This is a genomic window from Brachybacterium sp. (genome assembly GCF_036379615.1).
Lineage (GTDB): Bacteria > Actinomycetota > Actinomycetes > Actinomycetales > Dermabacteraceae > Brachybacterium.
Genome location: NZ_DASVGJ010000074.1, coordinates 70,735 through 96,477 on the forward strand (window position 1 = coordinate 70,735; position 25,743 = coordinate 96,477).

General features: G+C 67.8%; 28 protein-coding genes, 1 tRNA gene and 1 pseudogene. 15 read left to right on the forward strand and 15 right to left on the reverse strand.

Features of this window, described 5'->3' with window-relative positions; translation table 11 throughout:
• Window positions 1-376: 376 nt before the first annotated feature.
• The gene (locus VF289_RS17920; protein WP_330885554.1) at window positions 377-1,015 is read left to right on the forward strand and encodes a hypothetical protein; all 639 of its coding nucleotides are present in this window, start codon (window positions 377-379) and stop codon (window positions 1,013-1,015) included.
• 161 nt (window positions 1,016-1,176) lie between these two features.
• Complete coding sequence (locus VF289_RS17925; protein WP_330885556.1) at window positions 1,177-2,634, forward strand: NAD-dependent malic enzyme; 1,458 nt, start codon at window positions 1,177-1,179, stop codon at window positions 2,632-2,634.
• A 187-nt stretch (window positions 2,635-2,821) separates the two neighbouring features.
• On the opposite strand, the gene VF289_RS17930 is transcribed toward VF289_RS17925, so the two are convergent.
• A complete protein-coding gene (locus VF289_RS17930) occupies window positions 2,822-3,310 on the reverse strand; it encodes a VanZ family protein (RefSeq protein WP_330885558.1) in 489 nt (162 codons plus the stop codon).
• Window positions 3,311-3,441: 131 nt separating this feature from the next.
• On the opposite strand from VF289_RS17930, the gene VF289_RS17935 reads away from it, so the two are divergent.
• Together VF289_RS17935 and VF289_RS17940 are read left to right on the forward strand one after the other, a co-directional pair.
• Window positions 3,442-3,825, forward strand: coding sequence for a DUF3039 domain-containing protein (locus VF289_RS17935; RefSeq protein WP_330885560.1), 384 nt, complete (start codon window positions 3,442-3,444; stop codon window positions 3,823-3,825).
• A gap of 189 nt (window positions 3,826-4,014) precedes the next feature.
• Window positions 4,015-5,823: a DEAD/DEAH box helicase gene (locus VF289_RS17940; RefSeq protein WP_330885562.1), complete on the forward strand. Its 1,809-nt coding sequence runs from the start codon at window positions 4,015-4,017 to the stop codon at window positions 5,821-5,823.
• 73 nt (window positions 5,824-5,896) lie between these two features.
• Here VF289_RS17940 and VF289_RS17945 read toward each other — a convergent pair whose 3' ends face one another.
• On the reverse strand, window positions 5,897-7,285 hold the full coding sequence (locus VF289_RS17945) for a nicotinate phosphoribosyltransferase (protein ID WP_330885563.1): 1,389 nt from the start codon (window positions 7,283-7,285) through the stop codon (window positions 5,897-5,899).
• A 101-nt stretch (window positions 7,286-7,386) separates the two neighbouring features.
• On the opposite strand from VF289_RS17945, the gene clpS reads away from it, so the two are divergent.
• The 6 genes from clpS to rdgB all read left to right on the forward strand — a co-directional run bounded on the left by clpS (window position 7,387) and on the right by rdgB (window position 11,563).
• Window positions 7,387-7,710 (forward strand): ATP-dependent Clp protease adapter ClpS, encoded by a 324-nt coding sequence (gene clpS / locus VF289_RS17950; protein WP_330885565.1) that lies wholly within the window; start codon window positions 7,387-7,389, stop codon window positions 7,708-7,710.
• On the forward strand, window positions 7,710-8,345 hold the full coding sequence (locus tag VF289_RS17955; protein ID WP_330885567.1) for a DUF2017 domain-containing protein: 636 nt from the start codon (window positions 7,710-7,712) through the stop codon (window positions 8,343-8,345). The genes clpS and VF289_RS17955 overlap by 1 nt, the downstream gene beginning before the upstream one ends.
• A gap of 135 nt (window positions 8,346-8,480) precedes the next feature.
• The gene (murI, locus tag VF289_RS17960; RefSeq protein ID WP_330885569.1) at window positions 8,481-9,293 is read left to right on the forward strand and encodes a glutamate racemase; all 813 of its coding nucleotides are present in this window, start codon (window positions 8,481-8,483) and stop codon (window positions 9,291-9,293) included.
• On the forward strand, window positions 9,290-10,087 hold the full coding sequence (locus VF289_RS17965) for an MBL fold metallo-hydrolase (RefSeq protein WP_330885571.1): 798 nt from the start codon (window positions 9,290-9,292) through the stop codon (window positions 10,085-10,087). Before murI ends, VF289_RS17965 begins: the two co-directional genes overlap by 4 nt.
• 82 nt (window positions 10,088-10,169) lie before the next feature.
• Window positions 10,170-10,928: a ribonuclease PH gene (rph, locus tag VF289_RS17970; RefSeq protein WP_330885573.1), complete on the forward strand. Its 759-nt coding sequence runs from the start codon at window positions 10,170-10,172 to the stop codon at window positions 10,926-10,928.
• A complete protein-coding gene (rdgB, locus tag VF289_RS17975) occupies window positions 10,925-11,563 on the forward strand; it encodes an RdgB/HAM1 family non-canonical purine NTP pyrophosphatase (protein ID WP_330885575.1) in 639 nt (212 codons plus the stop codon). Before rph ends, rdgB begins: the two co-directional genes overlap by 4 nt.
• A gap of 42 nt (window positions 11,564-11,605) precedes the next feature.
• Here the strand turns inward: rdgB and VF289_RS17980 are convergent, their stop codons facing one another.
• The 4 genes from VF289_RS17980 to VF289_RS17995 all read right to left on the reverse strand — a co-directional run bounded on the left by VF289_RS17980 (window position 11,606) and on the right by VF289_RS17995 (window position 13,748).
• Window positions 11,606-12,148 (reverse strand): NUDIX hydrolase family protein, encoded by a 543-nt coding sequence (locus tag VF289_RS17980; RefSeq protein WP_330885577.1) that lies wholly within the window; start codon window positions 12,146-12,148, stop codon window positions 11,606-11,608.
• A complete protein-coding gene (locus VF289_RS17985; protein ID WP_330885579.1) occupies window positions 12,145-12,825 on the reverse strand; it encodes a histidine phosphatase family protein in 681 nt (226 codons plus the stop codon). The genes VF289_RS17980 and VF289_RS17985 overlap by 4 nt, the downstream gene beginning before the upstream one ends.
• Window positions 12,826-13,218: 393 nt before the next feature.
• Complete coding sequence (locus tag VF289_RS17990) at window positions 13,219-13,533, reverse strand: hypothetical protein (RefSeq protein WP_330885581.1); 315 nt, start codon at window positions 13,531-13,533, stop codon at window positions 13,219-13,221.
• A gap of 133 nt (window positions 13,534-13,666) precedes the next feature.
• A tRNA-Leu gene (locus tag VF289_RS17995) sits at window positions 13,667-13,748 on the reverse strand.
• Window positions 13,749-13,897: 149 nt separating this feature from the next.
• Here VF289_RS17995 and VF289_RS18000 point away from each other — a divergent pair.
• Entirely contained in the window at window positions 13,898-14,653 is a 756-nt protein-coding gene (locus tag VF289_RS18000) for an SDR family oxidoreductase (protein ID WP_330885583.1), read from the forward strand.
• Window positions 14,654-14,718: 65 nt separating this feature from the next.
• Window positions 14,719-15,201 (forward strand): hypothetical protein, encoded by a 483-nt coding sequence (locus tag VF289_RS18005; RefSeq protein WP_330885585.1) that lies wholly within the window; start codon window positions 14,719-14,721, stop codon window positions 15,199-15,201.
• A 186-nt stretch (window positions 15,202-15,387) separates the two neighbouring features.
• Here VF289_RS18005 and VF289_RS18010 read toward each other — a convergent pair whose 3' ends face one another.
• Window positions 15,388-15,819: a YchJ family protein gene (locus VF289_RS18010; protein ID WP_330885587.1), complete on the reverse strand. Its 432-nt coding sequence runs from the start codon at window positions 15,817-15,819 to the stop codon at window positions 15,388-15,390.
• A gap of 143 nt (window positions 15,820-15,962) precedes the next feature.
• Between VF289_RS18010 and VF289_RS18015 the strand changes: the two genes are divergently transcribed.
• Window positions 15,963-16,406, forward strand: coding sequence for a GNAT family N-acetyltransferase (locus tag VF289_RS18015; RefSeq protein WP_330885589.1), 444 nt, complete (start codon window positions 15,963-15,965; stop codon window positions 16,404-16,406).
• A 33-nt stretch (window positions 16,407-16,439) separates the two neighbouring features.
• Here the strand turns inward: VF289_RS18015 and VF289_RS18020 are convergent, their stop codons facing one another.
• Window positions 16,440-17,336, reverse strand: a complete 897-nt coding sequence (locus VF289_RS18020; protein ID WP_330885591.1) for an NAD(P)-dependent oxidoreductase — start codon at window positions 17,334-17,336, stop codon at window positions 16,440-16,442.
• Window positions 17,337-17,744: 408 nt separating this feature from the next.
• Between VF289_RS18020 and VF289_RS18025 the strand changes: the two genes are divergently transcribed.
• Window positions 17,745-18,578, forward strand: a complete 834-nt coding sequence (locus VF289_RS18025; protein WP_330885593.1) for a tyrosine-type recombinase/integrase — start codon at window positions 17,745-17,747, stop codon at window positions 18,576-18,578.
• A gap of 27 nt (window positions 18,579-18,605) precedes the next feature.
• The gene (locus VF289_RS18030; protein ID WP_330885595.1) at window positions 18,606-18,827 is read left to right on the forward strand and encodes a helix-turn-helix domain-containing protein; all 222 of its coding nucleotides are present in this window, start codon (window positions 18,606-18,608) and stop codon (window positions 18,825-18,827) included.
• Between the two features lie 215 nt (window positions 18,828-19,042).
• Here the strand turns inward: VF289_RS18030 and VF289_RS18035 are convergent, their stop codons facing one another.
• From VF289_RS18035 to VF289_RS18065, 7 genes and pseudogenes are all read right to left on the reverse strand, one after another.
• Window positions 19,043-19,564 carry a hypothetical protein gene (locus VF289_RS18035; RefSeq protein ID WP_330885597.1) on the reverse strand — a complete coding sequence of 174 codons (522 nt, stop codon included), beginning with the start codon at window positions 19,562-19,564 and terminating at the stop codon, window positions 19,043-19,045.
• Between the two features lie 373 nt (window positions 19,565-19,937).
• Complete coding sequence (locus VF289_RS18040; protein WP_330885599.1) at window positions 19,938-21,479, reverse strand: AAA family ATPase; 1,542 nt, start codon at window positions 21,477-21,479, stop codon at window positions 19,938-19,940.
• A 388-nt stretch (window positions 21,480-21,867) separates the two neighbouring features.
• The gene (locus tag VF289_RS18045; protein ID WP_330885601.1) at window positions 21,868-22,419 is read right to left on the reverse strand and encodes a DUF4145 domain-containing protein; all 552 of its coding nucleotides are present in this window, start codon (window positions 22,417-22,419) and stop codon (window positions 21,868-21,870) included.
• A 182-nt stretch (window positions 22,420-22,601) separates the two neighbouring features.
• Window positions 22,602-23,189: a hypothetical protein gene (locus tag VF289_RS18050; protein WP_330885603.1), complete on the reverse strand. Its 588-nt coding sequence runs from the start codon at window positions 23,187-23,189 to the stop codon at window positions 22,602-22,604.
• A gap of 22 nt (window positions 23,190-23,211) precedes the next feature.
• A complete protein-coding gene (locus VF289_RS18055; protein WP_330885605.1) occupies window positions 23,212-23,730 on the reverse strand; it encodes an N-acetyltransferase in 519 nt (172 codons plus the stop codon).
• A gap of 60 nt (window positions 23,731-23,790) precedes the next feature.
• Complete coding sequence (locus tag VF289_RS18060) at window positions 23,791-24,768, reverse strand: S66 peptidase family protein (protein ID WP_330885607.1); 978 nt, start codon at window positions 24,766-24,768, stop codon at window positions 23,791-23,793.
• Between the two features lie 292 nt (window positions 24,769-25,060).
• A pseudogene (locus VF289_RS18065) lies at window positions 25,061-25,635 on the reverse strand (recombinase family protein).
• Window positions 25,636-25,743 lie beyond the last annotated feature (108 nt).

The following is a 25,743-nucleotide window of genomic DNA, read 5'->3' on the forward strand; positions in this document are numbered from 1 at the left end:
GGTGCACGGAGCAGGCCGGGCCCCGGTCCTTCGCTGAGGCCGTGGCCCACGGCACGGAATCGGTGTTCCCGCGGTCACGGCACACAGTCGGCACGGAGTCTTTACCCGGCCCCTCGGAGAACGTGGCCCGAGGTTGCGGCGGAGGAGCACGTGGCACCCCCTGGGCGGCGGTGACCGGTGACGACACGGGAACCCCGGGTGGCTCTCGCCCTTCCGTGTCAGGTCATGGAGGGGAAAAGAAGGCTCCCACACCTTCGCCCGTTCGGGGGAACGACGTGACCTGCGCCCTTCCTGCGTCGTGATCGCTTCGTTACCTTGGCACGGCTCGGAGCTGCCCCGGGCACTGCTCATCACCCCGGACCCGAAGGATCTCCGCATGGCTTCCACCACCTCAGCCCGTCCGCTCTCCCCGTTCTCCCGTCGTCGCCTGATGATCGCCGGCTCGCTCGGGCTCGCCGCCGCAGCGATGCCCCTCGCTGTCGCCCCGGCCACCGCCGCCGGGGTCGGCGCCGAGAGGACGGACTCCGACGAGTGGACCGAGAAGTTCCTCACCCGTGCTGAGACCCGCGAGGGCTTCGTGCTCGAGGCGATGGACGACTGGCAGGTGAAGAACGCGAAGTTCATCATCGCCGTGGTCAAGGGCCATGAGCTGGGCGAATCCGTCGCCGTCGTCGCACTGAGCACCGCGATCGTCGAGGCCTGGCTGTACAACTACGAGCCGGCCGTGGACGCGGACTCCGGCGGCCTGTTCCAGCAGCGTCCCTCGATGGGCTGGGGCTCCTATGACGAGGTGCGGCACAAGAAGCACGCAGTGGACGCCTTCCTCGGCGTCGGCGAGCACTCGCAGGCGCCCGGCCTGCTGCAGGCCGTCCCCGACGTGGAGAACTGGGAGCCCGGTGCCGCCGCTCAGGCCGTGCAGGCCTCGGCGCATCCCGAGCGCTATGCCGAACAGGTCGGCGCCGCTCGTGAGATCTGGGCGCGCTACGCGGACGATGTCGAGCCGTACGCCGCCTGAGCTCCGCGCGCCCGAGGGCGTGGATGCCGTGGACCTCCAGCACCGGACGCCCTCCAGCACCGGACGTCCTCCAGCACCGGACGTCCTCCAGCACCGGATCGACGACTCGGACCTGCCGCGTCCTGTCCCCGACGGATCGTTCACGTCGTTAGGCTGTGGGCATGTCACCGATGCCATCCGTGAGTTACTCCATCACGATCCGACTGGAGTTCGCCGCCCGTTCTGCCGCGGTCAGCGACATCACCGCGTCCATCGAGAGTCGGGAAGCCACGGTCACCGCTCTCGACGTCTCCGCCTCCGGCCCCGAGCGCATGCGCGCGGACATCACCGTGCTCACCGCCGGCCATGACCACGCCATGGAGGTCGTCGACGAGCTGCGCGGCCTCGAGGGGGTCGAGCTCGGGAAGGTCTCCGACCGGACCTTCCTGGCCCACCTGGGCGGCAAGCTCACCGTCGAGTCGAAGCTGCCGATCCGCCACCGCGACGACCTCTCGATGATCTACACCCCGGGCGTGGCCCGCGTGGTCAAGGCGATCGCCGAGAACCCCGAGGACGCCCGGCGCCTGACCATCAAGCGCAACACGGTCGCCGTGGTCTCGGACGGCTCCGCGATCCTGGGGCTGGGGGACCTGGGCCCGCTGGCCGCGATGCCGGTGATGGAGGGCAAGGCCGCCCTCTTCAAGCGCTTCGCCAACATCGACGCCTTCCCGATCTGCCTGGACGCCCATTCGGTCGACGACATCGTCGCGCACGTCAAGGCGATCGCCCCCGTCTTCGCCGGCATCAACCTCGAGGACATCTCCGCGCCGCGCTGCTTCGAGATCGAGGACCGCCTGCGTGCCGAGCTCGACATCCCCGTCTTCCACGACGACCAGCACGGCACCGCGATCGTCGTCGTCGCGGCGCTGCGCAACGCCCTGCGCGTGGTCGAGAAGGAGATCTCCACGGCCCGCATCGTGCTCTCCGGCGCGGGCGCGGCGGGCACCGCGATCCTGCGTCTGCTGCGGGCTGCCGGTGCACGCGATGTGGTCGTCACGGACATCGACGGGATCGTCCACGAGGGCCGCGAGCACCTCGAGGGCCGACTGCCCTGGATCGCCGAGGTCACCAACCCCCGCGATCTCACCGGCACCCTCCATGACGCGGTCGCAGGGGCCGACGTGTTCATCGGCGTCAGCGCTGGCAACATCCTCACCGCCGAGGACGTCGCGACGATGGCCGAGCGTTCGATCGTGTTCGCGATGGCGAACCCCACCCCGGAGATCGACCCTGCCGAGGCGGTCAAGCACGCCGAGGTGGTCGCCACCGGACGCAGCGACTTCGCCAACCAGATCAACAACGTCCTCGCCTTCCCGGGCGTGTTCCGCGGGCTGCTGGATGCCCACGCCACCCGGGTCAGCGACCGGATGCTGCTGGCGGCCGCGAAGGCCCTGGCCGACGTCGTCTCCGCGGACGAGCTGAACCCCACCTACATCGTCCCCAGCGTGTTCCATGAGGGCGTGACCAAGGCGGTCGCGAACGCTGTCGAGCAGGTCGCGCGCGAGGAGGCCGGGACGGTGGACACCATCACCGGTGCGATCACCGCCGTCTATGCCGACGAGATCACGCTGAACGGCTGATCAGGGGCAGAGGCCGGTCAGGGCTCGTGCCCTGGGAACGACACCCTGCACACGCCAGGAGGACGGCGCGCACCATGAGGTGCGCGCCGTCCTCCTGCGTGGAGAGGTGCGGCCAGGCCATGCTTCACCAGGCTCGTGCCCATCCCGGCTCCATGCCTCGCCCGGCGATGGCCTGAGAGCGGATCTCTCAGCGCTGGCGCTCCACGACCGGCGCTGCTCCCGGCCCCGCCCCAGCCGCCGGGTCCAGCCCGGGAGCGAGCGCGCCGCGCCGCAGCCGCTCGCCGATCCACAGCCCGATGCCGAGCGCGATGCCGATCACGTCGAACAGGACGTCGAGACCGTCGCCGCTGCGCTGGGGGAGCACCACCAGCTGCACCAGCTCGATCAACAGCGCGTGCGCGATCGCGATGCTCACGATCCAGCCCATCGGGAAACGCTTTCGCGGGGCGAGCAGCTGGCCGGCGGCGAACACGGTCACGGCGAAGACCAGCAGGTGGACGATCTTGTCGAGACCTGGCGCCCCGACGCCCGGAATGCCCTCGGGCAGGGAGGGCAGGTAGAAGCCGATGTTGAGCAGCACCGCGAGGCCCAGCAGTCCCGCACGCCACACGAGGGAACCGCCCACCGCACGGATCTCGTCCGGCAGGCGGCGGAGGAAGTCGACCACAGCGTCCATGGGCAGGATTCTTCCAGCGGCGCTGCACGAGGGCCGGGAGGCAGGGCCGACGGAGGACGAGCCGGTGCCGACGAGGGAGGAGCCGGTGCCGGTAAACTCGCAGGATCACGTCATCGATCCAGGGAGCAGTCATGTCCTCCACGTCCGACCCGTCCCGGATGGACCCCTTCAGCGACGACCCCGGCGCCGGTCCGGGCAGCACCGCGGTGCTGGACCGACAGCTGCAGGAGCAGGACCAGAAGACCGACGACGGCGACCATGACCGGTTCGCCCACTACGTGCGCAAGGACAAGATCACGCAGGCCGCGCTCGGCGGCAGTCCGGTGATCGCCCTGTGCGGCAAGGTGTGGGTCCCGGGCCGGGACCCCGAGAAGTACCCCGTCTGCCCGGAGTGCAAGGAGATCTACGACGGCTTCCGGGAGCCCAACGACGGCGGGGACGGCGCGAACGGATCCGGCAAGGGCGGCTCCGGCAGGGGCGGCGGTTTCCGTGGCTTCTTCGGCGGGCGTCGCTGACTCTCGGCTGCGGGTCCGGCGCCGCTGACCTGCCGTCCGGCCGTCGTCGGCGCGCCTGAACGGTGCGGCACGTTACGCTCCGCGCCCGCCGGTGGGAGGGGCGGCGGTGAGCGGTCCGACGCGCGGCGACTTCCTCACATCGGTCCTGTCGGCGGGTCGTCACCCCTCGGCGGTACGGTGGTTCTCGCTGTGAACACGACCCCCTCCCTCTTCTCCGCCAGCGATCCCCGCCAGCCCTCCGAGGCCGCCGCACGATCGCTTCCCGTCGCGTACCCCGAGCGCGCCGCCTGGGGCACCGTCTCCAAGCTCCGCGCCTGGCAGGCCGAGGCCCTCGAGCTGTACCGCGACCGGGCTCCCAAGGACTTCCTGGCCGTGGCGACCCCCGGCGCCGGCAAGACCACCTTCGCCCTGCAGATCGCGGCGGGGCTGCTCTCCGAGGGCACCGTCCGCCGCATCACGGTGGTCGCCCCGACAGAGCATCTGAAGACCCAGTGGGCCGATGCAGCCGCCCGCGTCGGCATCTCCCTGGATCCGAACTTCTCCAACGCCCAGGGCAGCCACGGCTCCCACTACCAGGGCGTCGCGGTCACCTACGCGCAGATCGGCATGCACCCGGCGCTGCACCGCGCCCGCACCGAGGCGGATCGCACCCTGGTGATCCTCGACGAGATCCACCACGCCGGTGACGCACGGACCTGGGGCGACGGGGTGCGCGATGCCTTCGACCCGGCCACCCGGCGCCTCGCCCTGACCGGCACCCCCTTCCGCTCGGACGACTCCCAGATCCCCTTCGTCATCTACGAGGAGGACGGCGAGGGCTTCCTGCGCTCGAAGGCGGACTACACCTACGGCTACGGGGAGGCGCTGCGCGACCACGTGGTGCGCCCGGTGCTGTTCATGACCTACTCCGGGCGCATGCACTGGCGCACCAAGACCGGCGACGAGGTCTCCGCACAGCTGGGCGCACTCGAGACCAAGGACATCACCCAGCAGGCCTGGCGCACCGCGCTGGACCCCAAGGGCGAGTGGATCCAGTCCGTGCTCTCCGCGGCGGACCGCCGGCTCACCGAGGTGCGCCGACACGTTCCCGACGCCGGCGGCCTGGTCATCGCCACCGATCAGAAGGCCGCCCGTTCCTACGCGGCGACCCTGAAGGACATCTGCGGCGAGGAGCCCACCGTGGTCCTCTCGGATGATGTCGGCGCCGGCAAGCGGATCGAGGCCTTCTCGGAGTCCGACGACCGCTGGATGGTCGCGGTGCGCATGGTCTCCGAGGGAGTGGACGTGCCGCGCCTGGCCGTGGGCGTCTACGCCACCTCGACCTCGACCCCGATGTTCTTCGCCCAGGCCGTGGGCCGCTTCGTGCGCTCACGGACCCGTGGCGAGACCGCGAGCGTCTTCCTGCCCACCGTCCCGATCCTGATGGGCCACGCCGCCGAGATGGAAGCCGAGCGCGACCACGTGCTGGATCGCCGGCCGAAGACGGGCGACGAGGAGACGGGACTCGACGAGAGCCTCATCGAGCAGGCCAACCGCCCGGAGAAGACCTCCGACGAGCTGGAGATGAGCTTCGAGGCCCTCGAGTCCGAGGCCTCCTTCGACCGCGTGCTCTTCGACGGCGGCGAGTACGGGGCCGGCGGCACGATCGGCTCCGAGGACGAGCAGGAGTTCCTGGGCATACCGGGCCTGCTGGACGCCGACCAGATGCGCACCGTGCTCCAGCAGCAGCAGGCCCAGCAGCAGGCCCGACGGCAGAAGAGCGGGACCGCGGACAAGCCCGTCACCCCCGGGGTCGTCGATCACCGGCAGCTGATGGAGCTGCGCAAGGAGCTCAGCACCCTGGTCTCCGCCTGGTCCAAGAAGTCCGGCACCCCGCACGGCTCGGTCCACAACACCCTGCGCAGCCGCAGCGGCGGACCGGCCGTCGCCCAGGCCAGCGCCGAGCAGATCCAGGAGCGGATCGGGATCGTCCGCGGCTGGTTCGTCGGCCGCCGCTGAGGGCTGGTAGCCGCTGAGCCCTGGTGGCCGCTGAGCCGAGCCGACGCTGAGCCCCGTGCCGGGCGGGTCCTGCTCAGCCCAGCAGTCGCGCCGCCTCGGCCCCGTCGGTGATGGTCGGGACGGCGACCGGACCGTCGGGACCCTCGTCGGCGCTCAGCCCCAGCTCCTGGACGGAGGCGGCATGGCGCGCCCGCGCCGTCTCCACCCGCGCCGGGGCCCGCGGCGTCTCGACCGGCTCGCCGCCGAGGATCATGGGCTGCTGCAGCGGACGCAGCGAGGTGCGCTTCCAGTCCGGGTGCGCCGCGCCGGAGGTGAGCTCGGTGATCAGCTCGCGCTCGAACTCGGCGACCTCCTCCTCGCCGGGCAGCACCAGCTCGGCGTGCGCCCGGTCGCCCACCAGCATCCGGTAGGCGGCCTTGCCCGCGCCGAGGGTGGCCTTGTCGGTCGACCGCTTGCCGACTGGGTGCATCTTCCCGTCGGCGCCCTCCCGCTCGACCAGCTTGTAGACGAAGCCGGGGGCGGGATGGCCGCCGCCGGTGACCAGCCGGGTGCCGATGCCGTACCCGTCCAGAGGCGCATCCTTCAGCTCTTCGACCCGGTGCTCGTCCAGGTCGCCGGTCGCGGTGATCCGGGTGCGGTGCGCCCCCAGCGAGTCCAGCAGCTCGCGCACCTGCGAGGCCTGTTCCTCGAGGTCCCCGGAGTCCAGACGGACGGCGCCCAGCTCGGGCCCGGCCAGCTCCACGGCGGTGCGCACCGCGGTCTCCACGTCGTAGGTGTCCACCAGCACGGTTGTCCCCGCGCCCTGGGAGGCGAGCTGCGCGCGGAAGGCCTCCTCCTCGGTGTCGAACAGCAGGGTGAAGGCGTGGGCGGCGGTGCCGGCGACCGGGACCCGGTAGTGAGCGCCCGCGGCGAGGTTCGAGGTGGAGGCGAAGCCGACGATCCGGGCCGCGCGGGCCGCGGCGATCGCGGCGCCCTCGTTGACGCGCCGGCCACCCATCTCGATGCAGGGCCGGCCGCGGGCGGCGGTGATCATCCGCGAGCCGGCCGAGGCGACGCCGCTGTCGTGGTTCAGGATCGAGAGCACCACGGTCTCCAGCAGCACCGCGTTCTCGAAGGTGCCCTCGATGCGCAGCACGGGGGAGCCGGGGAAGTACAGCTCCCCCTCCTCGTAGCCGTGCACGTCCCCGGTGAAGCGGTACTCCGCCAGGTGCGCGAGGGTCTCCTCCTTCAGCACCCCGGCCCGGCGCAGGTAGCGCAGGTCGGCGTCGTCGAAGCGGAAGTCCGCGATCGCGTCCAGCACGCGGCCGGTGCCTGCGAGCGCGCCGTAGCGACGGCCCTCGGGCAGGGAGCGCGTGAACACCTCGAAGACGCAGCGCCGCGAGGCGGTGCCGGCCTCACGGGCGGCCTCCAGCATCGTCAGCTCGTAGAGGTCGGTGAGCAGGGCAGAAGTCACGGTGTCCACGGTAGTGCGTGGCGAGGCGGCAGGTGAGAGGGCGCGCCCCGTAGACTCGTCCCCGCCGTCACCCGATCCCAGGGTGCGCGGCAGGACTCAGGAGGATGTGCATGCCGGTGGAGCTGCCTCGGGCGGACCCGGGGACCCAGTCGCACAGCGACCCCTCCGGCAGTGCGCAGGCGACGCTGGAGGCGGAGGGCGCCTGGTGCACGGTCGTCTGGAACGATCCCGTGAACCTCATGAGCTACGTCGTCTTCGTCTTCCGCCGCTACTTCGGGTACTCCCGCGTGGTGGCCGAGCAGCTGATGATGCAGGTGCACGAGGACGGCCGGGCGGTCGTCTCGCGAGGCTCCCGGGAGCGGGCGGAGACCGATGTGCAGGCCATGCACTCCTTCGGTCTGCAGGCCACTCTCGAACGAGCAGGAGAGGACTGATGGCGCACGCCTTCCGCCGCCGCGCGGACGACACCCTGGCCTGCCGGCTCGACGGCGAGGAGAAGGCGATCATCGCCCAGGTCGCCCAGGAGACCGCGGATCTGATCCGTGCTGATCTGGGGATCGATGCCGACGGCGATGCCCTGCGCCGCGCGGCGCAGAGCGAGGATCCGCTGCGCCGGCTCGAGGCCGAGTTCGCCGGGCGGGACGCGCGCGAGCCCTCGGACTCCGCCGTGCGGCGCCTGTTCCCCGCCGCCTCGGAGGATCCTTCGCTGGCGGCCGAGTACCGCCGTCTGGGCCAGCAGGATCTGGCCGAGGGGAAGCTCGCCGACCTGCGCCTGGTGATGACGATCCTGGATCGCACCGGGTCCGGGCACAGCGAAGTGGTGCTGGATGACGCCGAGTCGATGGCGATGCTGCGCGCCCTCAACGACGTGCGGATCGTGCTCGCGGATCGGCTGGGCCTGAAGCGGGACGGCGACTTCGACACCGTGCGGATGCTCCAGCAGATCGGGGAGCGGGTCGAGGGCGCCGAGTCCTCGGGTGATGACGAGCACGTCGGTTCCGACATCGTCATCGCGGTCTACGAGCTGCTGTCCTGGCTGCAGGAGAGCCTGCTGCGCGCCCTCGACTAGCGGCCCTCGCGCCGCGCCGGCGGATCCGCGTCGGGCGGTGCCGCCGTGCGAGGCGTCGTTGCGAGAACTGTGAGACCGCACGCAGTGAGCGTGCCATCACTGCGGTGGACGGCTGTCGAGATTAGCCTTGCACGGATGAACAACGCGCCGATCGGGATCTTCGACTCCGGGGTGGGTGGACTGACCGTCGCCCGCGCCGTGCTCGACCAGCTGCCTCAGGAGGAGCTGGTCTACATCGGCGACACCGCGCACGGTCCCTACGGACCGCGGGCGATCGCCGAGGTGCGTTCCCTGACCCTGGACATCATGGACAATCTGGTGGGCCACGGCGTGAAGATGCTGGTGATCGCCTGTAACACCGCCTCCGCCGCCGTGCTGCGCGATGCTCGGGAGCGCTACGACGTCCCCGTGGTCGAAGTCATCCAGCCGGCAGTGCGCCGCGCCGTCGCCGCCACCCGCAACCGTCGCGTCGGCGTGATCGCGACGGAGGGCACCGTCACCTCCCGTGCGTATGAGGACGCCTTCGCCGCAGCGCCCGACCTGACGCTCACGACCCAGGCCTGCCCGCGGTTCGTCGAGTTCGTCGAGAACGGAGTGATCAGCGGCAAGGACGTGGTGGAGGTCGCGGAGGAGTACCTCGCGCCGGTGCGAGAGGCCGGGGTGGACACCCTGGTGCTCGGCTGCACCCACTATCCGATGCTCGCCGGCCCGATCAGCTACGTGATGGGACCGGACGTCACCCTGGTCTCCTCCGCGGAGGAGACCGCCCTGGACGTCTTCCGGCAGCTGAGCGCCGGCGATCAGCTGCGCGAGACGGAGCGCGCTCCCCGCCACGTCTTCGCCCAGACCGCCGAGGGGGAGGGCAGCGCGAACTTCGCCCGCCTCTCCCGCCGCTTCCTGGGTCCGACCTTCGACATGACGGGCAGCCTGCCGGTGGTGTCGGCATGAGGGTCCACGTCATCGGCTGCAGCGGCAGCTTCGCCGGTCCCGGTGGGGCGGCCTCGAGCTACCTCATCGAGCAGGTGGATTCCGACGGGCGCACCTGGCGGGTGCTGATGGACCTGGGCTCCGGCGCCTTCGGCCCTCTGCAGAGCGTCATCGATCCCGCGGAGCTGGATGCGGTGATCATCTCCCACCTGCATCCCGACCACTACCTGGATCTCACCGGTCTCGAGGTCTTCTGGGCCTATCACGAGCGGGATGATCTGCCCCAGCTGCCCATCCACGCCCCGGAGCCGCTCCCGCAGCGGATCTCCGCGGTGCTCGGGCGCGACGGGGACGTCCCCGACGGCGTGGACTGCGTGCCCTTCGCGCATCACCCGCTCAGCGACCGCCAGCAGTTCTCGATCGGTCCCCTCGACATCGAGGTGCGCCGGGTGGAGCATCCGGTGGAGGCCTACGGCTTCCGGATCTCCGCAGGCGACGACGTGCTCGCGTACTCGGGGGACACCGATGCCTGCGAGGCCCTGGACGAGCTGGCCGCGGGCGCTGACCTGTTCCTGTGCGAGGCCGGGTACATCGAGGGTCGCGACGACCGCTTCTCGGGCGTGCATCTGACAGGACTGCGCGCAGGCCAGGCGGCGGTGGCCGCGAACGCCGGCCGTGTGGTGCTCACCCACATCGCCGCCTGGACGGATCCTGCGGTCCCGCTCGCCGAGGCCCGCAGCGTCTACTCCGGTCCGCTCGAGCTCGCCGTGCCGTTCGCGGTCTACGACACCAGCCGCGCCGCCGCGTCCGCCTGAGCGCGAGGCCGGTCCGCGACCGGCTCCTCGCGACGGCTATCCTCGAGCGGAACGCCTGAGCGACACGAGGAGAACCTGCTCCATGAGCACCCAGAACACCACCCCGACCGACGACCGCGTCGATGGACGCACCCCGGACCAGCTGCGCGAGGTGCGCATCACCCGCGGCTGGCTCGATCAGGCCGAGGGCAGCGCTCTCATCGAGTTCGGCCGCACCCGCGTCCTGTGCGCCGCCTCGTTCACCTCCGGCGTGCCGCGCTGGAAGCAGGGCTCCGGCTCCGGCTGGGTCACCGCCGAGTACGCGATGCTGCCCCGCGCGACGAACTCGCGCTCCGCGCGCGAGAGCGTCAAGGGCAGGATCGGGGGCCGCACCCACGAGATCTCCCGCCTCATCGGCCGCTCGCTGCGCGCGATCATCGATCTGGATGCGCTGGGCGAGAACACGATCCAGCTGGACTGCGATGTGCTGCAGGCCGACGGCGGCACCCGCACCGCGGCGATCACCGGCGCCTATGTGGCGCTGGCCGATGCGATCACCTGGGGCAAGCAGCACACCTCGCTCTCCGCCGCGAAGCAGGTCCTCACCGACTCCGTCAGCGCCATCAGCGTCGGCATCGTGGACGGAAGGCCGCTGCTGGATCTCGAGTACCGCGAGGACGTGAACGCCGAGACCGACATGAACGTCGTGGTCACCGGCTCCGGCTCCTTCGTGGAGGTGCAGGGCACGGCAGAGGGCGCCCCCTTCGACCGTGCCGAGCTGGGGTCGCTGCTGGATCTCGCCACCGACGGCTGCGCGCAGCTCGCGCAGTTCCAGCGGGACGTCCTGGCCGAGCAGCGATGAGCGGCGGGCAGGTCGCAGTCCCCGCCGGAGCGCGAGTGATCCTCGCCTCCCACAACGCCAAGAAGCTCGCCGAGCTGCAGCGCATACTCGGCGCCGCGGTGCCGGGCCTCGCGCCGGAGCAGATCATCTCCTCAGCCGGCATCGCCCTGCCCGACGTGGTCGAGGATGCGGTCACCTTCGAGGGCAACGCCCTGCTCAAGGCCCGCTCCGCCGCGGCCGCCACCGGGTTGCTCGCCGTCGCCGACGACTCAGGCCTCGCCGTCGACGTGCTCGGCGGGGCGCCGGGGATCTTCTCCGCGCGTTGGAGCGGTCGGCACGGGGACGACGAGGCGAACAACGACCTGCTGCTCGCCCAGCTCGGCGACGTCCCCGACGCGCACCGCACCGCTCGCTTCGTGTGCGCCGCCGCGCTGGTCGCGCCCGACGGCACCGAGACCGTCGAACGCGGCGAGATGGTCGGTGCGCTCCTGCGGGAACGCCATGGCGAGGGAGGCTTCGGCTACGACCCGCTGTTCCTGCCCGAGGGGGAGACCCGCTCCGCAGCGGAGCTCACGCCGGCGGAGAAGGACGCGATCTCGCATCGCGGGAAGGCGTTCCGGGCGCTCGCGACGCACGTGGCACCGTTCGTGGGCTGAGAGCCCACGGCCGGGACGGGTCGTCAGCGCAGTCGACGTGCCTCAGACTGCGCCGACGTGGGCGAGGGCACGACGCACCAGCAGGTCGCGGCCCCCGTCCATCTCCTCGAGCGGGGAGGACTCCGCCAGCAGCTCGTCGATCCCGTACCAGGTCAGCTCCAGCGCGTCCTCCTGCGGGGCGGTCTCCCCGTCGATCGGCACCACGTAGGCGAGGGAGATCGCATGCTGCCGCGGATCGTGGAAGGGGGAGACGCCCGGGGTGGGGAAGTACTCGGCGACCGTGAAGGGCACGGGGGAGACGGGGATGCGCGGCATCGCCATCGGACCCAGGTCCTTCTCGATGTGACGGGCGATCGCCTCGCGCACGGTCTCGTGCACCAGCACCCGCCCGGAGACGATGGCCCGCACGATCCGTCCGGCGCCGGAGGCGCGCAGCAGCAGTCCGACCTCCACCACGGAGCCGTCGACGTCGGTGCGCACCGGCACGATGTCGACGTAGGGGATCGGCAGTCGACGGCGCAGCTCGTCGACCTGGTCGGGCTCGAACCAGGAGCCCTCGGAGTCCACGGCGGTACGGCTGGTCATCGAGCGGCCTCCTCGGCATCGGCGGTGGTTCCCTGCGCGCCGCGCAGGTTCAGCGGGGTGAGATCGCCCTTCTGGACGTGGAAGCGGGGGTTCTGCTCGCGGGAGACGACTCGGACCTGGTGGTCCACCGGCTGCCCGGCGATCATCGAGACAGACCAGGTGGTCCCTTCGAGCTCGATGAGGGACAGGGTGGCGTTCGGGATCGAGGGCAGCCCCTGCTCCATGATCCCCGACAGCAGGAAGCGGATCAGGGTCCCGTGGGCGACCACCAGCACGGCCTGATCGCGGTAGCGCTCCTCGAGCGTCTCCAGGGCGTCGTAGCCGCGATCGGCGACCTGCTGGGCGTCCTCGATGCCGGGGAAGGTGCGCCCCGGGTACCGCTGCTGCATCTCGGCGACCGGACGGCCCTCGGCGTCGCCCCAGTGGATCTCCTGCAGGCGCGGATCGGTCCCGCCGAAGGGGATGCCGTGATCCTCCCCGATGATCCGGGCCGTCTGCTCCGCCCGCTGCAGCGGGGAGGAGACCACCACGTCCCAGTCCCTCGCCGGCAGCTGGTCGAAGGCGGCATGGGCCTGGGCTATCCCTGTCTCGTTCAGCGGGATGTCCGAGGACCCCTGGAAGAGGTCGCGCAGGTTGTAGTCCGTCTGTCCATGGCGGACGAGGCCGAACAGGGTCATCGTGGAGCTCCTCGTCGTCGGGCCGAACGTGGTCTGGGACCTCGTGGCTGCTGTGGTGCGCGCGTGAAGAGGGCCGGAGCGGCCGCTCACGCGACGACCACCAGCGTAGACGGTGCGGCAGGAGGGACGGCACCGGCGTCCCACCGCACTTCTGCATCGTCACCCTCGGCGTCGCGGACCTGGCACGGAGCATCGCGTTCCACCGCGGACCCGGGTGGGAGCAGCGCGAAGGCCCGGCGGCCGGCGTCACCTGCTTCCGCACCTCGGGCGCGTGGGCCGGACTGTTCGGGGATGCCGAGCTGGCGGCGGAGGTCGGTACGGCTCATGTGCCGCCGACGGGACCGTGGCCCGTGGGCGTGGATGGCACGGAGAGATGGGCGGGAGCGCTCCGGATCACTCCTTGGCCGGAATCGCCCGCCGCCAGAGCCCTCTCGCGGCCTGTGCAGGTAAAGCGGGGGTGGGTCGAGGAGCTGTCGCACCGAAATCGCCCTTCTCCACCATCGTCAGGATCTCCTGCACGAGCCCATCGTGGGGCACCTTCGCGGTGACGCGGCCGAGCATCAGGCGTGAACGCACGCGACGCTCGAGGAACGGATCGTCCGGACTCATGCGACACAGGTCCCGGTGGATGCGGTCGGCGTCGATCGGGAAGTCCTCGCGAAGCTCCCGCAGGAGCAACGATGCGCGATGGGTCATTTTCGGGTTCACCTCCGGACCGTAGCCCCACGTCGTGGGAAACCCCTGATATGTGCCCAGCGGGACCCGATGCTCGTCCCTTCCCTCACCCGGCACAGGACGTCTGGGTGCCCGCGCCGCCGCAGGCCACAACCAGAGGGATGCGTGCGCGAGAAGGGACTCGAACCCTCACGCCCTGGGGCACTGGAACCTAAATCCAGCGCGTCTGCCAATTCCGCCACTCGCGCGCGCGTCAAGCCTAACGGCCCGTCGGCTGTGCTCCGGTAGGCTCGGGTGGTCGATCGGTCGGGATCCCCGCGGAGGCGCCGCCGGCGCGTCCTCGACCTCCCTCGCCCGACATCGAACCATCACTTCCACGACCCCCCAGGAGTCCTTCATGAGCGCCCTCGCAGGCAAGACCGCCGTCGTCACCGGTTCGTCCCGAGGAGTCGGTGCGGCCACCGCGAAGCTGCTCGCCGCCGATGGTGCGAACGTCGTCATCAACTACCGACAGAAGGCGCCGCGCGCCCACAAGGTGGTCGCCGAGATCGAAGCCGCCGGCGGGAAGGCTGTCGCCGTCGGCGCGGATCTCACCGAGGCCGAGGGCCTGCGCACGCTGATGCAGACGGCCGTGGACACCTTCGGCGGCCTGGACCTGCTGGTCCTGAACGCCTCCGGCGGGATGGAGACGGATCTCGGTGAGGACTACGCGATGCGGCTGAACCGCGATGCCCAGTCCGCGGCTCTGACCGCCGGGCTCGAGCATCTCCCCGAGGGTGGCCGGGTGGTCTTCGTGACCAGTCACCAGGCGCACTTCATCGATGATGTCGAGACCATGCCCGAGTACGAGCAGGTCGCCCGTTCCAAGCGCGCGGGGGAGACCGCGCTCACCGAGCGTCTGCCGGAGATGTCCGAGGCCGGTGTCTCCTTCGTGGTGGTCTCCGCCGACATGATCGAGGGCACCGTCACCGCGACCCTGCTGAACCGGGCACGTCCCGGCGCCCTCGAGGAGCGCCGCGAGGCCGCCGGGAAGCTCTACTCCGTCGAGGAGTTCGCCGCCGAGATCGCGAAGATGGCGAGCGCCGAGGTCGAGACCGGTCACATCGAGCTGGTCGGCGGAGCCGACGACTTCCTCTCCCGCACCCAGCGGTGACGCCACTCACGGCGACGGACCACGATACGATCAGCAGCAGCACAGCCTGACGACCCCCGGAGGCAATGGTGGCCAAGAAGAAGAGCCTGGACGACATGCGCGATGAGGCCTATCGCCGACAGGACAACCTCGCGTCGGACATCGATGAGCTCATCGACCGCGTGAACCCGAAGAACGCGGCGACCCGCTGGAAGAACGAGCTCGTCGGTTCGGTGAAGGGTTTTTCCGCAGCCGATGACGGGAAGACCCCTGCGACGCTCCCCATGGCGATCGCAGGCGGCGTCATCGGCGTGGTCGTGATCGGAGCGGGCATCGCTGCGGCGGTGGCCCTCTCCCGGCGCGAGCCCACCCGCGGCGAGAAGGTCGCCGCGGCCATGAAGGACGCGCGGCGCAGCACCGAGCGCTCCGCGAAGCGGGCCGCCACGTCCGTGAAGAAGTCCTCGCTGCCCCGCTCCAAGGAGGCTGAGAAGCAGGCCTCGGAGCTCGGCGCGGTCCTCCAGGAGGCCGCGAAGCGGGCCGAGAAGAAGGTCGCTTCCCTCGGCGGCTGACCCCTCCGACCTGTCGCGCGGACCGATCGGTCCGGACCCGACCTCTGCTGACGCCCCGGGCTCTTCGAGAGCCCGGGGCGTCCTGCGTGGTGCGGCCGTTGCTCCGAGCTGGCCGCCCGGTGCCGGGTCGGAAGGTGCCGGGTCGGAGGGTGCCGGGTCGGGCGGTGCTGAGCGGCACGGTGCCGGTCAGATCGCGCCCGTGCCCACCTCTCCGTCCACGTACAGCCACGCTCCCGCCTCCCTCAGGAAACGGGAGCGCTCGCGCTGCACCTGCCGGCCCTGCGGGCCGCGGGAGATCGCGGTGAACTCCACGGTGCCGGCGTCGTCGAAGGGGCCGCCCGTCGAGGCCTCGTGGATCTCCAGACGCAGCCACCGCACGTTCTCGTCGAGCGACGCCGCGAGATCGGCACGATCCGGCCGGGTGCGCGGGTGCCAGGAGCGCAGCAGATGCTCCAGATCACCCGTGGCGAAGGCTGTATAGCGCGAGCGCATCAGCGCCTGCGCGGTGCCGGCCCGGCGCTCCTGGGACAGCACCGGTCCGCAGCAGTCGCCGAAGGTGTCCCCACTGCCGCAGGGGCAGCGGGCGGTCCGGGGCGGGGGCGTCGGCGCGGTGCTCATGCTGGCAGTATCTCCTCTCCGTCACAGCCCGCGGCACCCGAGGCCCACGGGCTCAAGGCGTCCAGCGGCTCGAGACCCCCCGCGGCACCCGAGGACCTGCGGCTCCCGGCCGCGGCGGACTCCGAGGATGACAGGATCGGCTCATGTCTTCGCACGCACCTCGTCCCTCCGCGCCCCTGCCGGCCGGGTACCGGATGCTCCACGAGCCACCTGCCAGCGAGGAGTACCTCCGACTGCGGCGGGAGTCCGGGCTCAGTCCGCGCACCCCGGAGCAGGCGGTGGGCGCCCTCACCGCGAGCTGGGCGTGGACATGCCTCCGCACCGAGGGCGGCGCGCTGGCCGCGATGGGGCGCGTTCTCGGGGACGGCACCTGGTACTTCCATCTCGCCGACGTCGCCACGGCTCCCGCCCATCAGCGGCGCGGTCTGGGGCGAGCGGTGATGGAGGACCTCATCGCCCGGATCGATGCGGCGGCGCCGCCGCATCCGTACATCACGCTGATGGCGGACCCTCCGGGGCAGAACCTCTACCGTGCGCTGGGATTCGTCGACTCCGCGCCCAGCCTGGGGATGCGGCTGCCGCGCTGAGAGGCGGAGAGGGGGTGCGCGGCTCGCTCCGTCTCAGCGTCGGGACCAGCCCGGCGTGGACGGTCCGACCGTCGGCCGCCAGCCGGTCTCGGACATGAACCGCACCGAGGAGACCCGCAGGGAGCGGCGCTGCACGTCCAGCCGGGTGCCGACGATCGCCTGGGTGATCTCCGGGTAGAACTTCGCGGGCGCCTGGGCCTCGGCCTCGGTGGACAGGTCCTTCGCCCAGCGCTTCTTGGTGATCGGCTCCCCGCCGACGTTGTAGAACCCGCTGCTCGCGCGCAGCGCGGCCACGAAGGCGCGCCCGGCATCGGAGTGGTGCAGGAGGGTGACGTAGTGGTCCGGCTTGCCCAGCAGGATCGGATCGCCGTCGCGGGTGGCCTTGAGCGCGTGGGTGGTGTGCTGGTCACGGCCGAAGAGCTGCCCCAGGCGCAGCACCACGGCGCTGCGTCCCGAGGTCGCGAAGTCCACGGCGGCCCGCATCTCCCGCACGCGGGGGCGGAACGCCTGATTGCGCACGCTGAGGGGGAGGTCCTCGCTGATCCACTCGGTCCCGTTGTCCGGGTAGAGGAAGATCGTGGATTCCTGGATCAGCTTGCGCGCACCGGCGTCCGCCGCAGCCTGCGCGATCGCGACCGAGGCCTCGAGATGGAGCCGGTCGTCCTCGCGCCAGGCCAGCGGACGCAGCCCCGACATCCCCACCGGCACATGGGCGAGGGCGTTGATGACGATCTCATGGCCGCGGAAGGCGCGGGCGAGGTCTCGGGGATCGAACACGTCCGCGACGACGGCGCTGCCACCGCGGCCCTCGACGATCGGCACCCCGGAATCACGTCGCGTGATACCGGTGACCTCGTGCCCGGCACCGACCAGCGCCTCCACGGCTTCCTGGCCGAGCACTCCTGTGGCACCGGTGACCGCGATCCGCACGCTGACCTCCTCCGGCGAGCGACGCGAACGGTCCTCGCACACAGTTGTTCCTGGGAGTTCGAGTCTAGAGGATCGCGGCTGGTCCCCGTGTCGCCGGGGGTCCCTGCGGACACGAAGAAGCCCCACCGGGTGACCGGTGGGGCTTCTGTCGGTGCGCCATCAGGGATTCGAACCCCGGACCCGCTGATTAAGAGTCTCGAGGGACGGGAAGCCGGCGCTGTGATCGAGGTCGACTTCGGCGAAACCCGAGGTCGGCGCACCATGGTTGGGTGACTATTGGATGAGCTACTCAGCGGAGCCGACGTCGTAGCGCCGCCCCCGCAGCTCCTCCCCTCCACACACCCCAGTTATCCCCAATGCTGCCTCGCCCCTGGATACGAGGTTGGACCGTGGAGCACCGTGGGGAGCATGGACGTCATCGCACAGCTGCCTCTCTGGACAGCTTGGCTTCGCGCCTCAGAACGGTCCGAGACGACTGTTCGACTCCGCGAGTATCACGTCCGGCGCTACCTCAACGGAGTGCCTGCCGAGACGGATCCGCTCGACCTGGAATGGCTCGTTGCCTACCTAGCGAATCCGCGTTGGAAGGCCGCGACACGTCGAAGTGCGCGCACCTCCCTGCGCATCTGGACGACCTGGCTCCACCGCACCGGACGGATCATCGCCGACCCACTCGCCCTGATCCCACCGGCCCGGTCGCCCAAGCCCCTTCCCCGGCCGTGCCCGGACCCGATCATCCGCAAGGCGCTGTTCGCCTCCGACACCAGAGTCCAAGCGATGATGACCCTAGCCGCCGAAGCGGGCCTGAGACGCGCGGAGATCGCGGTTGTCGCTCGCGCAGATGTCATCGACGAGCGGGCCGGCACGTCCCTCATCGTGCATGGAAAAGGTCGACGTGAACGAACGGTCCCGCTCACATCAGCTGCCGCAGCTGCCGTGGCGCGCCAGTTCGACCAGGTCTCGCCCGAGATCCCCTGGCTCTTTCCATCCAAGGGCCGGTACGCCGACACGCACCTGCAGCCTGTCCGAGTCGGTGAGCTCGTCAACGAGGCACTCCCAGGTAGCTGGAGTGCTCACACTCTGCGCCACCGATTCGCCACGGAGGCGTACAGGAGCTCTCGGGACCTTCTTCTGGTCCAGACGCTCATGGGCCACTCGAAGCCGGAGACCACAGCGATCTACGTAGGCCTCGACACCACCGAAGCGCGTTCAGTCGTTGACGGGATCAGCCTGGTCGCATAGGCCAACATCACCGAAGGAGTCCATCAGATGTTTCAGCGGACCAGTGTGCTCGATCGTCGGTTCATGACCCTTAACGACGTGAAGGAAGTGCTCTCAATCAGCAGTACACAGGCGTACTCACTCGTTCGCTCCGGGGAGCTACGTGCCATACGCGTAGGAGGAAGAGGACAATGGCGCATCGAGTACTCAGAACTTGAGGCGTATATCCAACGCTCATACTTCGATCTTCGCCGCGATCGCAAACCTTAGGCGTGTCGCGATGGCACGTATCTCGAACTGATTCGCGGAGCAGACGCACAACTGGCTCGAAAACGGAACAGTCTTCGGTGCAATAGCGAGGGGTAGGTGGTGGAAAAACCGCACCCGCAGTTTAGAGCAGAAACGCGGTTCCGATTGTTCGCATTAATGTTCGCATGAGTCGCGCCGGGGGCGACGTAAGTCGGGCGCCCCGCCAGAGCGCAGCTTTAGGACACTTTACCTCGGCGAGCAAGCTGTAAAACCCAGTTGGAGTTCATTTCTGTCGCGTAACCCTCTTCAATGAACCAATCGCTTGCTGCCCACGCACGCAGCGCAACTGCTCGCCAATGGTTGATCCCGTAGTCGCGCTCCAGGCCCTTCGCCCCAAATTCGAGCCAAAGTCGCCGCGCGTTGAACCGGGATCCACCTGAAAGATTCCTGATTAGGTTGCCGCGGTACTCTGTGAGCGCTCCTCCCGCGAGTCTCGCATACAGAAAGCCGAGGCGCAGCGCGGCGAACTGCGCCTTTAGTCTCGGAATGTCAGACTCCCCTGCGCCGCTGTAGGATTGTACAAAATATCGAGGCAAGGGATCGTCCTCGCGTACTTCGGCGGCTAGCCATTGCGTCGTCCTAAAATCGTCAAAATAGGGGTGGATGAACGAGTCATTCCTGCTTGAGGGAAGACGCGTCCCCTTGTAGCCATTGCATTCCGAGCAGGCAGGAATCATGTTTAACGGAACGATCGCCAACCACCCAAGTTGCTCCTTGGGTAAATAGTGGTCTACCTCCGTGGCCCCGGATGCTCCACATAAAGAGCACGTGCCGTCGCCCACATAAAGAATTTCCTCATAGAAGCAGTGAGCCCTCCCGCGAGGCCTGACGAGTCTATTCTCGTACATAGAAACAATATCCGTCTCGGTAGCCCCACCAAGAGAGGCGCTATTGCTTGCAGGCAATAGATGGATAGAGCCTCTATTGGCTTGCTCTCGGTACTCCGCTTCTGCTCCAATCAGCCCTTCCGTCGCGGACGTTATGCGCTCGCGCGTGTCAAGAGTTCCCGTATCGCGAACTTTGTTGAGGATATCGGATACGCTAAAAGGAGGCGTGGGAAGCGCGAGCATTCTAGTTCCCCGAAGTGGGCATAGAATCTGCTTGGGGAGTCCGCATCGACGCAAGAACAATCGCCAGGGCTTCGCTGCCAAGCGAGTTTCCAAATCTCTCCAGAACGGCTTCGGCGCTAAAGTCATCCTCCATCAGTAGCTCAGAAAGGAGGCGATAGAAACCTGATCCGGCGACTTCAAGACCGAATACTTCGCGAGTGAGCACGCCTACGTTCTCACCAAACGTCTCAATAGTTGGTTTCGATACCCGGAGGCCCTCTTGCGTTCGCCGTACGTAGTTCACACATGCAGACGGCACCTCTTGCAGAAGAACTGGCGAATGCGTAGCTACAATAGCGAATGCGTTAACCTCGCCCAGAACCGTTGACATTGCACGAATCAGTGAAGCTAGAAGTGGCGGGTGTAGATGCCCCTCAGGCTCATCCATCAAGACTAGTGTGCGCTCCTCGAGTCGGGCAACCAGCTGCGTTATCGTGAGCAGAACGATCTGATGCCCAGAGCTCATCTGGCCGAATAGTTGGCCCGCTTCCTCGCTCAGTCCGTCATTCGTCAAATCGTCGAGAAGACGCGTCACGTCGAGTTCCCGAAACTGGGGGTCCGATTCGAGGGTTTCGACGGCCCGCTCCCAACGATCCACAGATCGGGACAAGCATACGTTCAATGCTTGGCCCATATCCTTTTCGATATCTCTGTAATTCTTGATCGTAATCGTCGATTTAATCTTGCCTTCAGGGCTGCGAACCCTGACCTTTTTCTTCAGTCCGACCTCGAACACGTTGAAGCCGGGATTTGTTGCTCGAAGCGGGGTATACCTATCGAATGCACTAAAGGACACGAAGCCCACGCCGGAGAAAGCAGATCTCGCCGAAGTGCCTCCCTCGATCTCGAAGACATGATCAGCCCATGGTTCATCTTCAATGAGGCTTTGAGCCATGCGCCTTAAGAGTCGTGTCTTTCCGCTGCCGTTTCTCCCGATCAGGACGTGAATGTTTGACGGTGGGACGGCATTGGGAGAAACTAGGAAAGGAAGCGAAACCTCTTCCGTCTGAGTTTGTGTCACTCGCTCAACATAGTGGGCGTTGAACTTTGCCAGTTTGCTTTTTCCGGAAACAATGCGAAGATACTGCCCTACTATCGATGCTTCGGAAACGAACCTCATGAGAGATTTGGTCATGACTTTCGTTTCCTTGTGTCGTGCATATAGATCTGTGCGTACGACAACATCGTTAATGGCACGTAGAAACGCCATGCCGACAGCGTTCGGCAGGTTCATTACGCTTGTATAGTAGGACTCGTCCTGTCCTAGTGAAAAGAATCTTTCAGAAAGGCCGTTGAAACTTTCCGGGATGCCTGGAATTTTCCCGTCATTCTCGCCTGCCCATCCGATCTTTATGGATCCCAGTTCGATCGGAACGCCATTCCATGGAACGTATTCAACAAAGTACTGAGTTTCGAACTCCCACCAGTCATTCCAGTCAGAATGTGATAATACGAAACTGTCGGGGCTAGCGTCCGATACTGAGTCCGAGACAATAATGTTCAATGCTTCACCCTCCATCGCGTGGCACTCGCAGCCGGGATTGCTGCATTGTTTTGGTACTCCCTGACGCCGGAGACTCCACCCTCGGAGCCTATCAATGTGGCCTCAAGCTCGCTCAGAGCGCGCTGGGCGGCGCCTCAGCTACTCGATGGGCACCCCGTGGCGGTCCATGGCGCGCACCTGCCCATCCTTGACGATGTACACCCCCCGTGGTGTGCCCGCGCGAAGTCGCTCTGAAGGAGGTGAACCCTCTGGACTCGTACAGGCTGACTGCGCGTACGTTGGCCGCGTCCGCGAACTTCCAACTCGCCTTTTCCCTCGGAGTGGGCGCGCCAGCCTACGCGCGCACCCCGAGGGCCCATCGCCACCCAGAGCACCCCGCGCCGCGGCCTCACGGAGTGCCGTCTCGCGCCTCTATCTCCCCGGTCATTCTCGAGAATTCCTGCGCCCGTTGTGCCGACTCATAGACCGTGGCAAGCAGGTCTCGCACGAACAAGCCCTGCATCTCAACCAAGCGCGCCTCGACCGGCCTGACCTCATGCGCCGCTTCGTTTCCAATCGCGCGCACGTGCTCCAGCTGCGTTTGCCAAGCCGGAGGAACGAAGCCGTTGTCCTGCAAGTACTTCACGCACGCTGCAAATGTCGGGCTCCAGTTCTTCTCATCCTTGCCTGCAAGCCCCTTGTCCACTGCAACGACCATCAAGGTCTTGCGAAACATATGAGCAGCAGCCATCGGGGCGGACGCCGCGAGAGAGCGCCGCGCTTCGTCCCAGGTCCGCTGAACTCCTTCGGGTAAACCCGGCACATCCTCGATAGCGGCCGCGGCCGGGAAGATCTCCCAACCATCGTGCGCTAGTGACCACTGCTCCACAACGGCCTGATCGCACTGGAAGCACAGTCCCCAGCGGATGCGGCGCAGGCCTGCGGTCTCCAGTCGTTGCATCGCAGTCAGTATCGAGGTCGACCCGCATCCGGGACACTTAGTGCCCCAGAACTCCTCGGGCATACCCGCAGTGGATGCCCGGAACCTCTCCGCACTCGCATAGGTCGGCACGCCGCCCCCTCTCTGACCACTGCCATCTCTTCGACAGCTGAATCATAAACGGTCGTCAGTGGGGCGGCGAGTCACGATTGCCGCAGGTGTGTCCGCACGGTTGCCCACAGTGCATCGGCGCAGTTCTCCGGCGGTTCATCCGCTCTCGTGCGGATGAACCTCGTTGATGGCAACAGGCCACGAAGGGCTATGGCGTCCGAACGCGCGCTAGCAATCGTGGTCTCGGACTCTCCTCGATTCCGGAGTCGATCAGCCCTAGTCACGTCGTCGACTTCCCAGCCGATGAGCGTCCCAAACTCTGGTGCGGGGAGGCCGTCTGGTACCTGGGTGAACAGAACCATGTCGAACCCAGCTCGCTTGACGAATCCAGCGATGCGCTCCCAGAGCCGGTCGTACGCAGGCCAGATCGGTGCCGCTGACGGGTCGGCGATCCGGACGCCCAGCAGCGAGCCGTCTTCAAGCACCTCGTCAATGTCGGCCACCACGGCCTGGCCTCGAGCGCGCGCGATTAGATGGGGGAGAACCGTGGACTTTCCCGTGCCGGGCGGAGCGGCGATGCAGACCAGTGCACCTCCGCGACAGTGAAGCTCATCCACAGGGTTGACCTCTCTAGGGCTAGCGGCGTCATCGCGTGCCAGCTTGCCGAATCTCGCCCCCATGCGCGAACCATAAACGGTCGGTTCAGGTTGGCGCGGTTCGCTCTTCGCGGGTGCGACCCCACAGCATCACGCGCCCCCGCGGAGTCTCGCGAATGGGGATGAACCCTCTGGCCTCGTACAGGGTGGCGGCGCGAACGTTGGCCGCATCCACGTGGAGGCTGATCTGAGGGATAGATTGCTCGGTTGCGATGTCGAGGAGCTGATCCAGGAGACGGCTGCCGAGCCCCTGTCCGCGAGCACGCTCATCCACGGCAAGAACGAGCTCCGGGACGGTGTCCGCCACGTACCCGGCGCGAGCGGACTCGCCGATGAAGTATCGGAACCAGGCCGCGCCGCAGACGCCCGCTGTTTTCGTTGCTACCACGCCCGTGTCTCCAGCGCGGGTCCCGAAGCCGTCGACGTAGGAGTCCGCGCCGGCTGTAAGACGGTGCTCTTGGTAGGCAGCCTCGTCCCATGGTTGGTGCCACCGCCACGCCGCGTACACGGCCCTCGTCATGGCCGTTTCATCCGAGGGCAGCGCGCGGCGCAGCGTCACGTCCATGCCGCGAACCGTAGCAGTCGACGCCGCGCCACAAACGGTCGATTGGGGCCGGCTGTTGGGCTAGAGGATTCTGAAGTGCACCTCGGTTCCAACGGTGAGTTCAGCCTGTCCGCCGATCGGGAGAGTGGCGAGCGGCATGGTGTGCCCTATGTCGGCACCTGCTACCACAGGCTTTCCGTCCAGAGCTGGCTGCCGGGCGACTATCTCCGCAAGCAGGTCGCGAGTCATCGCTGATTGACGTTGGAACCGGCCGATGACGAGTCCTTGGACGCTAGCAGCATCGGGCATTTGCAACAGCGAGGTGAGGTTGCGAGCGAACTCCTTGGCATCGATGGCTGCGGCCTCCTCGAGGACCAGGAGCGCGCCATCCAGGGACGGCATATATGGCGTGCCCTGCAACAGGTTGAGCGTGCAGAGGTTCGTGCCGATGACTCGACCCACGGCTGCGCCCTCTTGGAGCTGCTGCCAACCGTGGTTCGCCTCGGGCTGCCGGTCGTCCTGATTGACGAACCAGAGGTCATCAGTCCATGCCTCGGAGGGCTCTAGCTCGAACGGGGGACTCTCGAGTAAGGCTTGCCGGAACCACTGCTGAGTCTGCGCGAAGTGATCTCGCATGCCGAAGCTTGACCAGTGAGGACCGCTGTAAGTCACCAGGCCGGTCCGAGCCAGGATCGCGCACTGGAGCGCGGTGATGTCGGAGTAGCCGCAGAGAATCTTGGGGTTCGCGGCGATGAGGTCGAAGTCGAGGTGTGGGAGCAGCTCATTGCTGTTGAAGCCACCAATGACGGTCAGGATGGCTCGGACGTCCGCGTCAGAGAAAGCACTATGAAGGTCGGCCACGCGGGAGTCGATGGCCGAGGAGTCGAAGGCATCGCGCTCATCGACGTGCTGCCCGTAGCTCAGGCGAAGCCCCATCTCTGCGAAGCGTTCTTCAATGATCCGTGAGTGGTCGTACTCCATCACCATTGCTCGGGACTGTGCCGGTGCGACGACCCGCACCTGATCGCCAGCGTGCAAATGGGGAGGGAAGGTAACCATAGAGGCGACCCTATCTGCGTCGCGTCCTCTCGGGTCAGGTGTCGAGCGGTGGCAAAAGAGCCGCGATACGCGCTGCACCACAAACGGTCGGTTGTGGCACGTAGCAGGGGGCCGGCCGCTGGAGACGACCGCCGCAGGTCAGTTCGTGTTATAACGCCGCGTCACAATGATCTGGGCCGGAAGTAGCCTGACTCGCGGCATTACGACACACGGGAAGGCTCGAGCCGAGACATGTGAATGTGATGGCTCCATGGTGGGTCCCTGCGATCAGTCTGAAGTGATGCACGGGCGATCAGGAAACGGTTGTGGCGCGGCGCAGCTCGCGGTAAATGGTGGTGCGGGAGACCTTGAACAGCTCGGCGAGCTCGGCCTGGGTGAGCTCGCCGGCCGCGTGGAGTGTGAGCAGGTGCCGGCGCTGGGAGGGTGAGAGTTTGGGCTGCTTGCCCTTGAGCTTGCCCTTGGATCTGGCGATGGCCATGCCCTCGCGGGTCCGCATCCTGATGAGGTCGGCCTCGAACTCTGCCACCATTCCGAGCACGTTGAATAGCAGCCGGCCCACCGCGTCGTGGGGGTCGTAGACGCTGCCGCCGATGCTGAGCGCCACCGCCTTGGTGGTGAGCTCGTCGGCGATGTCCCGGGGCATCGGGCAGCGAGCGGGCGAGGCGGTCGAGCTTGGTGACCACCAGGGTGTCGCCCTCCCGGGGTAGCGGCCAGGGCCTGCTGCAGTCCCGGCCGGCCCCGGTTCGTTCCAGTCAACCCGTGGTCGAGATAGATGTGCTTGGACGCGACCCCCAGTCGCTCGAGCGCCTCCCGCTGGGCGGTGAGGTCCTGCTCAAGGGTGGACACGCGCGCGTAGCCGACATGCATCACCCCAGTGTTGCACTTAAGGCACCGTCACCGTGCATTTCACCGTACAGGTCTTACGTACATGACAGTCCTGTACAAACATGTGTCGAATAGAGAGCCCGGGTGATG

What these genes read in the sequence shown, in the direction of transcription:
- VF289_RS17920 (WP_330885554.1), top strand. Translation starts at nt 377, where the DNA reads ATGGCTTCCACCACCTCAGCCCGTCCGCTCTCCCCGTTCTCCCGTCGT.
- VF289_RS17925 (WP_330885556.1), top strand. Translation starts at nt 1,177, where the DNA reads ATGTCACCGATGCCATCCGTGAGTTACTCCATCACGATCCGACTGGAG.
- VF289_RS17930 (WP_330885558.1), bottom strand. Translation starts at nt 3,310, where the DNA reads ATGGACGCTGTGGTCGACTTCCTCCGCCGCCTGCCGGACGAGATCCGT.
- VF289_RS17935 (WP_330885560.1), top strand. Translation starts at nt 3,442, where the DNA reads ATGTCCTCCACGTCCGACCCGTCCCGGATGGACCCCTTCAGCGACGAC.
- clpS (WP_330885565.1), top strand. Translation starts at nt 7,387, where the DNA reads ATGCCGGTGGAGCTGCCTCGGGCGGACCCGGGGACCCAGTCGCACAGC.
- VF289_RS17955 (WP_330885567.1), top strand. Translation starts at nt 7,710, where the DNA reads ATGGCGCACGCCTTCCGCCGCCGCGCGGACGACACCCTGGCCTGCCGG.
- murI (WP_330885569.1), top strand. Translation starts at nt 8,481, where the DNA reads ATGAACAACGCGCCGATCGGGATCTTCGACTCCGGGGTGGGTGGACTG.
- VF289_RS17965 (WP_330885571.1), top strand. Translation starts at nt 9,290, where the DNA reads ATGAGGGTCCACGTCATCGGCTGCAGCGGCAGCTTCGCCGGTCCCGGT.
- rph (WP_330885573.1), top strand. Translation starts at nt 10,170, where the DNA reads ATGAGCACCCAGAACACCACCCCGACCGACGACCGCGTCGATGGACGC.
- rdgB (WP_330885575.1), top strand. Translation starts at nt 10,925, where the DNA reads ATGAGCGGCGGGCAGGTCGCAGTCCCCGCCGGAGCGCGAGTGATCCTC.
- VF289_RS17980 (WP_330885577.1), bottom strand. Translation starts at nt 12,148, where the DNA reads ATGACCAGCCGTACCGCCGTGGACTCCGAGGGCTCCTGGTTCGAGCCC.
- VF289_RS17985 (WP_330885579.1), bottom strand. Translation starts at nt 12,825, where the DNA reads ATGACCCTGTTCGGCCTCGTCCGCCATGGACAGACGGACTACAACCTG.
- VF289_RS18000 (WP_330885583.1), top strand. Translation starts at nt 13,898, where the DNA reads ATGAGCGCCCTCGCAGGCAAGACCGCCGTCGTCACCGGTTCGTCCCGA.
- VF289_RS18005 (WP_330885585.1), top strand. Translation starts at nt 14,719, where the DNA reads ATGGTGGCCAAGAAGAAGAGCCTGGACGACATGCGCGATGAGGCCTAT.
- VF289_RS18010 (WP_330885587.1), bottom strand. Translation starts at nt 15,819, where the DNA reads ATGAGCACCGCGCCGACGCCCCCGCCCCGGACCGCCCGCTGCCCCTGC.
- VF289_RS18015 (WP_330885589.1), top strand. Translation starts at nt 15,963, where the DNA reads ATGTCTTCGCACGCACCTCGTCCCTCCGCGCCCCTGCCGGCCGGGTAC.
- VF289_RS18025 (WP_330885593.1), top strand. Translation starts at nt 17,745, where the DNA reads ATGGACGTCATCGCACAGCTGCCTCTCTGGACAGCTTGGCTTCGCGCC.
- VF289_RS18030 (WP_330885595.1), top strand. Translation starts at nt 18,606, where the DNA reads ATGTTTCAGCGGACCAGTGTGCTCGATCGTCGGTTCATGACCCTTAAC.
- VF289_RS18045 (WP_330885601.1), bottom strand. Translation starts at nt 22,419, where the DNA reads ATGCAACGACTGGAGACCGCAGGCCTGCGCCGCATCCGCTGGGGACTG.
- VF289_RS18050 (WP_330885603.1), bottom strand. Translation starts at nt 23,189, where the DNA reads ATGGGGGCGAGATTCGGCAAGCTGGCACGCGATGACGCCGCTAGCCCT.
- VF289_RS18055 (WP_330885605.1), bottom strand. Translation starts at nt 23,730, where the DNA reads ATGGACGTGACGCTGCGCCGCGCGCTGCCCTCGGATGAAACGGCCATG.
- VF289_RS18060 (WP_330885607.1), bottom strand. Translation starts at nt 24,768, where the DNA reads ATGGTTACCTTCCCTCCCCATTTGCACGCTGGCGATCAGGTGCGGGTC.